At 61.6% G+C, this 12,759-nt stretch carries 8 protein-coding genes; 4 read left to right on the forward strand and 4 right to left on the reverse strand.

All coding sequences use genetic code 11. From position 1 onward, the window contains the following. Positions 1 to 4 precede the first annotated feature (4 nt). The 3 genes from larC to JQN68_RS05325 all read right to left on the reverse strand — a co-directional run bounded on the left by larC (position 5) and on the right by JQN68_RS05325 (position 3,213). Positions 5 to 1,192: a nickel pincer cofactor biosynthesis protein LarC gene (larC, locus tag JQN68_RS05315; protein ID WP_225072772.1), complete on the reverse strand. Its 1,188-nt coding sequence runs from the start codon at positions 1,190 to 1,192 to the stop codon at positions 5 to 7. After that, positions 1,189 to 1,947 (reverse strand): nickel pincer cofactor biosynthesis protein LarB, encoded by a 759-nt coding sequence (larB, locus tag JQN68_RS05320; protein ID WP_225072771.1) that lies wholly within the window; start codon positions 1,945 to 1,947, stop codon positions 1,189 to 1,191. Before larB ends, larC begins: the two co-directional genes overlap by 4 nt. A 165-nt stretch (positions 1,948 to 2,112) precedes the next feature. Further along, complete coding sequence (locus tag JQN68_RS05325; RefSeq protein WP_225072770.1) at positions 2,113 to 3,213, reverse strand: AAA family ATPase; 1,101 nt, start codon at positions 3,211 to 3,213, stop codon at positions 2,113 to 2,115. A 251-nt stretch (positions 3,214 to 3,464) separates the two neighbouring features. Here JQN68_RS05325 and JQN68_RS05330 point away from each other — a divergent pair, with 251 nt between their 5' ends. Next, positions 3,465 to 4,706, forward strand: a complete 1,242-nt coding sequence (locus JQN68_RS05330; protein ID WP_225072769.1) for an NAD(P)/FAD-dependent oxidoreductase — start codon at positions 3,465 to 3,467, stop codon at positions 4,704 to 4,706. Here the strand turns inward: JQN68_RS05330 and JQN68_RS05335 are convergent. Beyond that, positions 4,692 to 5,909, reverse strand: a complete 1,218-nt coding sequence (locus tag JQN68_RS05335) for a KamA family radical SAM protein (RefSeq protein WP_225072768.1) — start codon at positions 5,907 to 5,909, stop codon at positions 4,692 to 4,694. The two genes, JQN68_RS05330 and JQN68_RS05335, sit on opposite strands and share 15 nt — an antisense overlap. Before the next feature lie 991 nt (positions 5,910 to 6,900). On the opposite strand from JQN68_RS05335, the gene JQN68_RS05340 reads away from it, so the two are divergent. From JQN68_RS05340 to JQN68_RS05350, 3 genes are read left to right on the forward strand one after another with little or no spacing between them, the layout of a single operon-like run. After that, positions 6,901 to 9,792, forward strand: coding sequence for a M16 family metallopeptidase (locus JQN68_RS05340; RefSeq protein WP_225072767.1), 2,892 nt, complete (start codon positions 6,901 to 6,903; stop codon positions 9,790 to 9,792). Beyond that, positions 9,789 to 10,676: an ABC transporter ATP-binding protein gene (locus tag JQN68_RS05345; RefSeq protein ID WP_225072766.1), complete on the forward strand. Its 888-nt coding sequence runs from the start codon at positions 9,789 to 9,791 to the stop codon at positions 10,674 to 10,676. Before JQN68_RS05340 ends, JQN68_RS05345 begins: the two co-directional genes overlap by 4 nt. A gap of 4 nt (positions 10,677 to 10,680) precedes the next feature. Then, positions 10,681 to 12,681 carry a DUF4857 domain-containing protein gene (locus JQN68_RS05350; RefSeq protein WP_225072765.1) on the forward strand — a complete coding sequence of 667 codons (2,001 nt, stop codon included), beginning with the start codon at positions 10,681 to 10,683 and terminating at the stop codon, positions 12,679 to 12,681. Positions 12,682 to 12,759: the final 78 nt, after the last annotated feature.

The raw sequence follows: 12,759 nt of genomic DNA on the forward strand, positions 1-12,759 counted from the left end.
GGGTTCAGAGCTCCGTAACGGTCGCATCGGCCCATGCCGCTTGTTCGACCAGTTGGTAGATGCCGGTGAGGGGACGGCCGGAGGTTTTGGCCAGCCGCCGGCAGTCCTCGAATTCCGGGGCGATACGCAGCAGGGTGCCGCCATCGAAAAACAGCTTGACCCGGGCCGGGCCGAGGGGCGTCGCCACGGTGGCGGTTTTGCGTCGCAGTTTCAGGCGCAGGGTGTCCTGGCAGCGGACGCCGGTGGCACTGCTGGCGCACAGTACGAGGCGGGCCAGGGGGGCGGCCAGGGCAGGCGGCGCCAGGACGGTCAAACGTACACCGGGCCGGTTCTTTTTCATCTGCAGCGGCGCAAAGGTCACGTCCAAGGCCCCGGCCTGGAACAGATCCTCCATCAGGGCGCCCAGCCATTCGGGGTTGGCATCGTCCAGGTGGCTGTCCAGTTGGGTGATGCGATCGGTTTCGCCCTCCCAGGGGTCCGCGGTGGTGCCGAGGATGCCGCGCAACAGGTTGGGGCGATCGTCCATGTGGCGCTCGCCGGCACCGTAGCCGACCGCCTCCATGGTCATGGCCGGCAGGGGCGCAAAACGGGCGATTTCGGCGGCGATGGCGGCCCCGGTCGGGGTCACCAGTTCCACGGCGGCGGGATCGCCGACCGTCGGCAGGCCGCACAGGAGTTGCAGGGTGGCCGGCGCCGGCAGAGGCAAGATGCCATGGGCACAGCGCACCGTGCCGCGGGTCATGGGCAGCGGCGCGCACAGCACCTGTTGCGGTGCCAGGGCCTGCAGGCCGATGGCGGCGCCGACGATGTCGATGATGGCGTCCAGGGCGCCGACTTCATGAAAATGGACCGCATCCAGGTCGATACCGTGGACGGCGGCTTCCGCGGTTCCCAGGCGGCGAAAGATGCGCCGAGCCAGGTCTGCAACCGGACCGGGCAACTCGCCGGCCGCCAACATGGCATCGATATCCCGCCAGGTGCGATGCTGGTGCTGGGGTTGGCAGTGCACCCTGACCTTGGTGGCGGCGATGCCCTGCCGCTGCTCGCGGGTTGCCGTCAGGTGGTAGCCGGTCAGGGGCAGACACCGCAGTTGCGCTTCCAGATCCGCCAGCGGAACGCCGAGATCCACCAGCAATCCCAGAAACATGTCTCCCGCCATGCCGGCAAAGGTATCCAGATACAGGGTTTTCATTTTTGAGCCCGGCGATTGATGCGGGTCGCGGCGAAGGCGGCCCCGAAACCGTTATCGATATTGACCACCGTGACACCGCTGGCGCAGGTATTGAGCATGGCGAACAGGGCGGTCAGGCCGCCCATGGCCGTACCATAGCCGACGGAGGTGGGCACGGCGATGACCGGCGCCGCGACCAGTCCGCCGATGACCGAGGGCAGGGCGCCCTCCATGCCGGCAATGGCGATGATGACCGCCGCCCGCCGCAACAATTCCAAGTGCGCCAGCAACCGGTGCAGGCCGGCGACACCGACGTCCGGCAGTTCCTCCACCGGGTTGCCGAGCAGGCGGGCGACGGTGGCCGCTTCGCGGGCGACGGGCAGATCGGAGGTTCCGGCACTGGCCACCAGGACCAGCCCCCCATGGGGCTCCGTCGCCGGCTGTTGAATCACCGAAAAGATGCGGCCGACGGGGTCGTATTCGCCGACTGGAAAGTCTTTTTGCAGTGCCGCCGCCAAATGCTCTCCAACCCGAGTAAGGATGGCGTTGCTGCCGTTGGCCAACAGGGTCCCAACAATCTCCTGCAGTTGGGTAAGGGTTTTGCCCTCGCCGAAAACGATTTCAGGAACCCCCTGTCGCAGCGCCCGGTGGTGGTCGACCAGCGCTTCGCCGGCCCTTTCGAAGGGCAGGGTAGCCAGGCGGTTCAGGCCGGCCTCGACGGTCAGATGACCGTTGCGGACCGCGGTCAGCAATTGTTGCAGATCCTCTGGGGTCATGGGTTTCCTGTCTGTCCGGAAGAGGCTAGAACCATAACAATTCGACACCCCGATGCAAAGCAGAAAAAGTCCAGGATCCGGCTCTATCCAAAAGGCCCTCCAAGGGGGCCGGCATGGCGCATTCAGCCATCATCCGCGCCGCGGATGACGCATGGCCATTGCCGGTCAGAACATGGCATCGATGGCGTCGAAGTCGATGGCGGTTTCGGCCAGGGACTGCAGCAGGCTGATCTTCTCCGTGTCTTCCGGATAGATTTTCGCAACATCATTTTCAATGGCCGAAAAAACCCTGGTGCTGCTGAAGTTTTCCGCCCGCAGGTAAGGAATATTGCTGCGATCCAGGATCTGCTGGGTGACTTTGGAAATGGGATAGGAACCCGGAATCAACAACCCGGCAATCTTGTGGCGGTATTCCGGGATGTTGTAGAGCGCCGCCAGGGTGACCAGCAATTCGTTGCGGGTGCTGGTCACGATGAGCAGGGTTGCGTCATCCAGCAAATCCGCCACCCTTTGGGTCGATGCCGCGCCCAGTTGCACGTGGTGAATGATGCGCAGCTCGGCGTCCCGATCCCCCTTCAGGTAGAGATTGAACAGGCTGGCGATATGTTTCATGGTCGGGTTGGCCAGGATGGGTGAGTAATTGAACCCGGCGGCCACTTTGAAGGGCATGCCTTGAAAGGCCAGCTGCAGGTAGCGCAGGGTTTTTTCCCGTTTGTCCGGGAGCAGTTTGTTGGCCATGACCAGGCGCAGGTCGGCCCCTTCCTGGCGGCACAGGGCATAGTTGAGATGGACGTTGTCCACCACTTTGCCGATGCCCGCTCCGGAGACCATGATCATGGGGGCGCCGAGGGTGGCTGCGACAAAAGGGTTGTTCAGTCCCAGCACCGAGCCGACGCCGCTGTGCCCGGCGCCTTCAATGATCAAAAAGTCGCAACGCCTTTCCAGTTCGGCCGTGGCTTGGCGGATTTTCTCCAGCAGTGAAGCCGCGGATATCTTTCCGTCCAGCAGGTTGCGGGTGGTTCGCGCCTGCAGAACCACCGGCGACATGAAGTCCAGATCCTCGTCGAGTCCGTAGATTTTCGCCATCAGAGCCGCGTCCAGATCCACCCAGCGTCCATTGTAGATGGTCGGCTTCGGACCCAGGGGCTTGATGAAGCCGACCCGCCGGTATTTTTTTCGCGCCATGTGTAACAGGGAAATGCTGGTGGTGGTCTTGCCGTTTTGCTGGCCGGTGGCGGCAACGAAGATCTTTTTGGTAGTGGCCATGGAGCCTCCCGAGGCACGTAGCAGGGGTTTGCCCAATTATAGAAAAGAGTCTCTGTTATTTCAAAAGGAATAGCAGGGTGACGGCCTTGTCCTGGCCAATCGGGAATGTATCCGGCGTCGGGGATCTGCTAGAATTGGCAAATGGCCATGTTCCCCTCGGTGTTTCATTGCGGACAGAGCGGCAACGGGAAGGCCGTGACAGGTATATCTCCGTAAGGAGCGGATGAATCCCCCCGGCAGAAGGAGAGGTCATGACAGAACCTGGTTCAACCATTCCGGCAACGTCCCATAATCAGGTGTCCGTGGCCGAAATGGTTGATGAGGACTGGGATGTGGTGGTCATCGGTGCCGGCCCTGGAGGCAGCGCCGCGGCCATTGAGCTGGCCCGCAGGGGTTGCCGGGTGCTGCTGCTCGACCGGTACAGCTTCCCGCGGGAGAAGGTGTGCGGGGATGCCTTGACCGCTCGGGCCTTGCGGGCGCTGGAACATCTGGGCATGCAAGAAGAGGTGCGCCGCCTCGGGCGTACCATCGGGACGCTGTCGGTGGTCAGTCCGGCGGGGGTTGAGGTGGAACTGCCGGAAGAATATGTCCTGCTGCGCCGCCGATTGCTCGACGATCTGCTGGCGCGCCAGGCGGTGCGCCAGGGGGCGGTGTTCGCCTGCGGGACGGCCATCGAGGTGCGTCATGCCGGTCGCCATGCCGGGCATGAGATTCTGTTGCAAGGCGAGGCACGCATCCTGCGTGCCCGTTCCTGTCTGGTTGCCACGGGGAGCCAGGTCCGTTTGGCCCGCCGCCTGCAATTGGTGCCGCCGCAGTCGCCGAGCGGCGTGGCCATGCGCTGCTATGTCCGCTCCGGCTTGCCTCTGGAGCGGTTGGTGGTGGCTTTCGCTCGGGACATTCTGCCCGGTTATGCCTGGATATTTCCTGTGGAGCCGGGCCTGTTCAATGTCGGCTGCGGGCTGTTTCGTCCCCTGCGGCACAAGGGGCGGATCCATTTGCGTCAGGCCTTCGACCGCTTTTTGCGGAATTTTGATTTAGCCCGCCGCCTGCTGGAAACCGGCGATATCGTCAGCCCCCTGCGTGGCGCCCTGCTGTACAGTGGCTGGGAGCAGGCCCGCGCCGTGGCGCCGGGCGGTTTGCTGGGTGTCGGTGAAGTTATCGGAACCACCTCACCCTTCACCGGCGAGGGGGTGGGGCAGGCCATGCAGTGTGGCCTGCTGGCGGGAAGACTGTTGGCGGACGCCCTCGGCACCGGCGATTTTGCCGGCCTGGAGGACTATCCCCGGCAGTTGCGGCTCCTGGCGGAGTTGCATACCGATGGCTATCTGCGCGCCGAGCGCTGGATGACCCGGCCCTGGCTGGTCGATCTGGTGCTACTGCGCGCCCGCTGCAGCCCCAGGTTGCGCGACAAGTTGAACGCCCTGTTGCGGGATACGTCCGACCCCGCCCAAGTGTTCAGCTGGGGCGGGGTCTGGCGATCATTTTGGCGTTGACTTCTTGCTGTGGGACAGGGCGCGCAGGGGCGCCTTGGAGGTCGGTTTGGCGTTGCCCGGATAGCCGCACTTGCCGTAGGCCGGCAGGGTTTTTTGCGCCAGCAGGGCTGCGGCTTCGCGGTAATCATCGAGCCAGTAGGCCTCGGGGTTGCGGGCGCAGACCAGCAGTCGGGCCAGGTTTTCATCGGGATTGGCCGGGCGATGGTAGCGGAAATGGACATGGTCCTTGGTCAGTCCCGCCACCTCGATCTTGCCGCTGGCATGGGACATGACATAACGGCAGCGGCGCGCCAGGCCCGAGCATGCGACCAGCGCATTGGCAAAAATCTGATAGCCCTCTTCAACCGGCAGGGTATAGGTGGCATTGCCTTCCGTCGGACGGCATTGGAAAACGTAATAGGGGGCGATACCCAGGTAGGACAGGGTGTTGAGCAACTCGCCCAGCACCTCGGCATCATCGTTGACGCCGCGAATCAACGGGGTCTGATTCATGACCATCACGCCGCTCTGCTGCACCAGAGCCATGGCCCGGCGGGCCGGTTCGGTCAGTTCCCGGGGATGATTGAATTGCGCCATGAGATAAAGGCGGCTGTCTTGGTGGCTATGGGTGCGCAGAACTTCCAGCAGTTCCGGGTCGTCGAGGAAGCGGTAGGGGTTGAAAGCCGGCATCTTGCTGCCGAGGCGAATGATGCGCACATGATCGATGGCGCGCAATTGCACCAGGATTTCACGCAGTCGCCGGGTCGACAGCAGCAGCGGATCGCCGCCCGTCACCAGCACATTGTTGATTTCCGGATGTTGGCGAATGTAGTCCAGCCCTGCCGAAATGTCCCGCGCCACCTCCTCATTGTCAGCCATGAACAAACGCTTTCGGAAGCAGAAGCGGCACAAGGCGCCGCACACGTCGCTGGCCAGCAGGACGGCGGTGTCGGGGTATTTGTGTTCCAAGCCCGGAACCCGGGCGTAGTGGTGCTCCCCTGATGCGTCCAATTGGCCCCAGGCTTCCAATTCATCTTCACAAGGAAAGACGATGCGGCGAATGGGATCTTCCGGATCGTTCCAGTCGATCAGGGATTGATAATACTCGTTGGAGCGGAAGGCGTAGCGGCGGGTGACCGCCAGCAGGGCGGCCTGTTGTTCCTGGGGGAGTTCACGGAACTGTGGTACGTTCTCCAGCTTGGCGATGTATTTAGGTTTGTTCATGGGGCCTCCTTGCGTCCTGCTGCATCGGCGGCGAAAAATGCAGACAGGTTTCCCGTCAACCGGATTTTTTCGGTTGCCGGAAAGGGTTGCGAAATGATGTGCCAAGGCTAAACGGTCTGCGGCAAAACAGGGATACGGTTGGTACCGGCGGGCGCGAAAAGCGCTCCTGGTGATGGCGGGAAATGCCTTTGAACATGCAAAGCCGGGCCGTTGCAAGAAGGGCCCGAATGCCGCAGTTATTTTGAACAGTATAATATGGTTTTTTTTGAAAGGCAAATTTTTGTTGGAGCAGGTTGACAATTTGCAATCATGCTATAGAAATAATTGAAAAATAAAATGTTTACGGAATTTTTTTGTTTTACGTAATTTAAAAAAGAATTATGGGAAAAGCGAGGCTCCGAAAGGAGCCGACTTTCCCTGAGATCTGGAGCAGGATGATTGGTGGGTTGTTTTTGGTCATTTTAGGTTGTTTTTGGTTTTTAGGGGTTTCTGCGTTTTTTGGATTGACTAAAAATAACTCCGGATGGTAGACTCGCCGCATGTTGATAACAGGATGTTTTTGGCGCTGACCAAGCCGCTCAAAACGCCTTTACACAAGACATCATCCTCCCGGCCACAACAATCCCATAGTGGCCTTTCTCCTCCTCCTAACATATGTGAGGTCGCATTTGCGGCGCTCGGGCTGGTCTGCCACGGCAGTGCCGGCCCATTTTTTTGTCTGGTCCGCCTCCTTTCCTTTTCTTAGTGCTATCGCAAAATCGACTCGTTATTCCCTGATGCTTCGGCCGAGCGCCGTGAATTTAACGACATACCGATTCGATTCCCGACAAAACCGTCTCGACCGGGACTTTTTGCCAGGCCATTAATATGGTCTTGTGATAATTGTAAGTTGGTGCTAATCTATGTTCTGCCGAAATGCCGACGAACGGTTTGCAATAATTGGATGGTCGGAGCGGATTTGTCGTAAAGCCTCACGCGGAGTTTTCGGATAATGTTCCGTATTGCTGTGCTGGTCTTGCTGTCCCTGCAGTTGCTGGCAGGTTGTATGTTGTGCCCGGCGCGTCCCATGCCGCCTATCAGGGAAGCCTGGTGGCTGGATGGACGCTGGGCCCATGAAGCAAGCTCCCTCGTCCCCCACGAAAAAGCGGTCTTCGGGCGCCTGCCCAACGGCTTTCGCTACGTGATTCTGCCCAACCGTAAACCGGAAGGCCGGGTGGCCCTGCATCTGAATGTCCAGGTCGGTTCTCTCATGGAGCAGGCGCACGAACTCGGTGTGGCGCATTTTTTGGAGCACATGGCCTTCAACGGTTCCCGGCATTTCGCGCCGGGCGAGCTGATTCCCTTTTTCCAGCACAACGGCATGGCCTTCGGCCAGGATCTGAATGCCCATACCGGGCCGCAGGAAACCGTCTACAAACTGAATATTGCCGGCGGAGACTCGGATAACTTCCATACCGCCCTGCAGTTTTTGCGGGATGTGGCTGACGGCCTCGATATCCAACCGACTCAAGTGGAAAGGGAGCGGGGCGTCATTCTGGCGGAAAAAGCCGCCCGGGATTCCATCGACAACCGGGCCGCCGGCCGTCTGCGTAAAAAGCTGTATGCCGGAACCCGCTTCAACCAGACGCCCATCGGAGAGGAACACATCATCAAGACTGTCAGTCCCGAAACCCTTCGGGATTTTTATCGCGCCTGGTATCGGCCGGAATTGATGGTCCTGGTGGTGGTCGGGGATCTGGATCCGGCAGCAGTCGAGGAGCGCATCCGGGAAGCTTTCCAGGACTTCCAGGCGCAGGCACCTAGAAGGGCGTTGGCCTCCTGGGGCGATGTCGGGCTGAACGGAACGGTTCCCTTTCACGATTTCTACGAAGCGGAAAGCACCTTTGTCCGTTTGAGCGCCCTGCATCCCCGGGTCTGGCAGGACGATACGCCGGAATCCCGGCGGCAGTGGCTGCACAACAGCATGGCGGCGGGCATTCTGTCCCGGCGGCTGCAGCAGATGGTGGCCGACGGCCGTGCACCCTTTCTGCGGGGCGTGGTCCAAAACAGCCGGGCTTACAACCTGCTGCCCTCCCTGCATGTGGTCGGCGTCTGCCCGGCGCCGAACTGGCCGGAGACCTTCCGGGTTTTGCAGGATGAGTTGTCCCGCGTCCTGGAGCATGGCTTTCTGGCCGAGGAGGTGGAGCAGCTGCGGACCGAGTGGATGCGTGGTTTTGAAACCCGGGCCCGCAACGAAGGGAACCTGCTTCATGACCAAGTGGTGAAGGCCGTCGTTCATGGAGTGAACAGCAACCAGGTGCTCCAATCCGCCGGCCAGGCCCTCGAGTATTACCGTCCGCTGTTGCAGGAGGTCACGGCAGCGGATTTGCATGCCGCTTTTTCGGGCATGTGGCAGACCGAACACCGGCTTGTCGCGGTAACGGGCAATGCCGACCTGGGGCCCGACGCGGACCAGAAGTTGCTCGACATGTGGCGTGACGGCCGGCAGCGTGCCATGGTCGCGCCGGTCGATCCGGACGCCGTGGGGTTTCCCTATCTGGACGTTCCGGCCGTGGCCGGCCGGGTCGCGGCGCGCCGTTCGCTACCGGTTCCGGGTACGGACTTGCTGCTGCATGAACTGGACTTCGCCAACGGCCTGCGGGTGCGCCTGTTGCCCACGCCCTTTCAGCAGGGGCGGGTTGCCCTGGACTTGCATCTCGGCGGCGGGCACAGCGGCGTGACCGACGACCAGTTCGTCGCCGCCCGCCTGGCTTTCATGACCGACGCGCAATCCGGATTCGGCCGCCTCAGCGCCTTGGATGCCTTGCGCCTGCAACGGGCGACGGGGGCCGGCGCCGGCAGTCGGTTGGCCCGGCATGCGACCATCATTTCCAGCGAAGGGGAAACGGCCGATCTGGCGGGCATGCTGGAAGCCATGTGGACCCAGTACCGGGAGCCGGAGATAGCCCGGGAAGACCTGGAAAACCTGCTTAAGACGCTGGCCATGGCGGATCTCAAACGGGGGCGGGACGTGCCCTCGGTGGCGGAGGATGAAAGCGCCCGGTTTTTTTATGGCGATGGATTGCGCACCCGGCCCTTGACCGAAGCCATGGCCCGCGAGCAGGAGTTGACGGTCCTGCGCCGGCATTTGCAGGCCCTGCATCGGGGCGGCGATCCGGTGTTGAACGTAGTGGGGGATTTTTCTCCCGAGGAGGCGGAGGCTCTTGTTGCCCGTTTCTTCGGCGCCGAAGAGGTGACCTACCCGGCTGCCGTGCCGGCGGATTATGCCCATGTTCCGAGTTTTCCCGCGCCGGCCCATCGGCAGAAAACCCTTCAGGTCGAGGCCGAGCTCGGTCAGGCCGAGTTGCGCCTGGCCTGGCTGCGCCGCCTGGAGGATGTCGGCGACCGCAAGGCCCTGGCCGTCCGCCGCCTGTTGGCGGCCGTCATCAGGGAGCGCCTACGGGTGCGGGTGCGGGAGGACCTGGGCATGGTGTATGCGCCGGACATGTTCTATCGCTATACGGAGGACAATGGCCATGGATTCTTCCTGGTTCGCATCGCCACCCGGCCCGACCATCTTGCCCGGTTGCGCGAGGTGGTGGAAAAGGAGGTGGCGAAGGTGGCGGCCCACGGGGTCACGGCGGAACAACTCGAGCGCCAACGCCTGCCCATGCGGCGCAACTGGGAGAAATCCAGAACCGAGAATCGCACCTATATCCATCTGCTGAATGCCATGGCCCGCAACCAGCATCCCCACCTGCAGTGGACCGCCGAAGCGGCCGACGTTCTGGATTCCATCACGGTGGAGGACCTCAATGGGGAGGCGCGCGTTGTTTTCAGGGATGAAAACCTGGCGGTGCTGCAGGTGACCGAACCGATCCAAGGAGAGTCCAAAGAACCATGAGTATGATCATCGAATGTCAAAACCTGCGGCACGCCTATGGCGAAAAGGACGTGTTGCACGACCTTTCCTTCACCGTGGAGGCGGGCGGCGTATTCGGGCTGTTGGGTAAAAACGGCGCCGGCAAAACCACCACCATCGACATTCTGATGGGGTTTTTACGCCCGACGGGCGGCCATTGCCGGGTGCTGGGGGAGGCCAGTCATGTCCTGTCGCCGCCGACGCGCCGCCGCATCGGTCTGCTGCATGAGCGGTTTATCCAATATGACTTCATGTCCGTCGCCGAACTCGAACGCTATTATGCCGCGTTTTATCCGAAGTGGGAGCGGGATATCTTCATGGAACTGGTGAGTCGGCTTCAGGTGCCGCCCGACCGCAAGCTGGCCCGCATGTCCTGCGGCCAGCGTTCGCAGGTGGTACTGGGGCTCATCGTGGCGCAGCGGCCCGATCTGATGATCCTCGACGATTACAGCATGGGGCTCGATGTGGGCTATCGGCGGCTGTTCATCGAATTTTTGGGGGATTATGTGCAGAGGTATGGCACCACCATCCTGATCACCTCCCATGTCGTCCAGGAACTGGATCCCATCATCGACAACCTCATCATCCTCGATCAGGGCCGCATCTGCGTATCGGGCAGCAAACAGGCCTTCATGGATAATTTCAAGTGCTTCAGTTTTGAGCGGTCCCCCGCCTCGGAAGGGCTTGCGGCGGGCGAACTGTTGGTGCGTCTGGAACACGCCCGTGAGCAAACCATCGTGCATGGCTTCCTGTCCGGGGAGAGGTTGTCCGCCCATTTACAAGACTGCGGCGTTCCGCACGAAACCCTGCAGCAAATCCCGATGAATTTTGAAGATGCCTTTATCGGCTTGACCGGAAAGTACTGACCGAATGATTATGCACCCACCCCTGCATGCATTGTTGCTGAAAGAACGCATCAAATTGCGTCTCGGTGTCTGGCTCCTGCCCCTGTTGCTGCTCTATGCCGCAGCGGACAGCTTCCTCATTCTGAAGGCCATTCAGCGGTCTCACGGCAGTTTCGGTCTGATCCTGACCCTGCTGAGCAAGGAGCCGATGTTCTTCGGCGGTTTTCGGGTGCTGTTCCTGGCCGGCGCTCTGCTGGCCTTTTTGCAGATCTGGCCGGAGGTGCAGGGCAAGCGCCTGCGCCTGCTGTTTCATACTCCCGTCCATCCCGAAGGATTGGCCGGCATGACCCTGGCCTGTGGGCTGGGGCTCATGCTGCTGACCAACCTGGGGGCCCATCTGGCCCTGGCCGGCAATCTGCTGATTTTTCGGGTGCCGGTCGACATCATCACGCCGGTGCTCCTGACCTTGGCGACCTGGAGCCTGCTCAGCCTGGTGTGCTACCTGGGGACCGCGGCGTTTTTCTACCATGACGGTTTGGTCGTGCGCGGCTTTGTCTTGCTCTCCTGCTTTGCCATGTATGGTTTCATGGGCCGTCCGACCGGCTACGGTTTGCAGGCGCCCAGTCTCGGTTCCCATGCCCTGCTGGTACTGCTGTTCCTCGCTTTGGTCTTTTTCGCCTGCCTGCGCTTCATGAGCGCACCCGACCAGCGGCTCGGCTACCGCTGGGCCCGCGCCGCCAGTCTGCTGCTGTTCATCCTGTCCCTGTGTGCGGTACTGCCCAATCTGTACTGGCGCATGGCGGCGCCCAAGCTGGTGCGCCACAAGCTCTTCTACAGCCCGGTCCATGAACAATTCGTCATCTCAAAACAATTCCCCGACAAGGTTGTCGGCCCGGTGGGCACGGACCGCAGCCGCATCGAACTGGAAGACGGCACGCCGCTGAGCCGCAGGCAGATGTTTTTCGCCCTGCCGACCCTGCATGCGGACAGCCTGCTGAAGTGGAACGCCTTTCCGGACACCATTCAGGGCCTCCGCCTGACTCCGGAGCAGGTCCGCAACAGTTGGCAGTACCTGACCTTCCATCCGCGCGACTGGAATGCGCCGGAGCCCCGCCTGCACCTGTTGTTGGAAAGCGAACCGGAGGGGGCCAAGCTGGAGCTGCCGACGGATTTCTTCCGTCTGACCGCCGCCCGCCACGAGTTGGAGTTTATCGTTCCCCAGGCCGGCCGTGTCGACCGCGAAAAGAGCCGGCGCTTCACCGCGGCCCTGCGCGAGGCCGGCTTTGAGTATCCGGTGCAAGCATTGGCCGGCAATCCCGATCCCCGCAAGGATTATGACGAAGGCTACCTGTTGGTCGATGCCCGCAATCGCCTGTTTCAGCTCAAGATGGTCCATGGGGCGCCGGTCTGCCGTCCGGGCGGAATTCTGGAGGCAGGACCCGTGCGGGGCCTGGTGGTGGCGGAAAGCCGGCGCCGGGAAATGCTCGGCTTCGTCATCACCGAGGGGAAGGTTTACGCTGTCATGCAGAAGGATCTGTCTTTGCACCCCATACCCGTTGCCGGCTTCGATGCCGATGTGACCAGTTTCACTCTGTGGGCCGACGCCATCGGCAAATACGTCATCAGCCAGGATGCGAGGGATAACTACGGCGGTAGTCTGGGACGGGCCATGACCCCCGACTTTGCCATCCATCGGGAATATGCGCAGCCTCTGGAGCCGGACGATATCCGGGCGCTGCGGCGTCGGGAGCAGTTCGCCTCCCTGCTTCTCCCCTGGCGCTTGACGCAGCAGGACGGCACCCGCACCTTTGATCACCTGCGTCTGGAGCCTCCGCGGTTTGTGGGGCTGGCGGCCGGCGGCAACCTGTTTTGTCTGCTGTTGTTGGTCGCCCTCGGGCGTTGGAAAAGGACCTCTTTGCACTACTGGGAATGCGGCTTGGTCGGAGTTTTCGGGGCACCTGCCCTGGCGGTGCTTTGGCTGGAAAAGCTTCCCGTGTCAAGCACCAGGCTCGCTTTCGGTGGTTGAGAGGATGGACGGTATCGTCGGCAGTTCTTTCCCATTACAACAAAAAGGGCACGTTTTTCAGCGGTGTGTGGACAAATT

Source organism: Desulfuromonas sp. CSMB_57 (assembly GCF_020194955.2).
Taxonomy (GTDB): domain Bacteria; phylum Desulfobacterota; class Desulfuromonadia; order Desulfuromonadales; family Syntrophotaleaceae; genus JAFCIY02.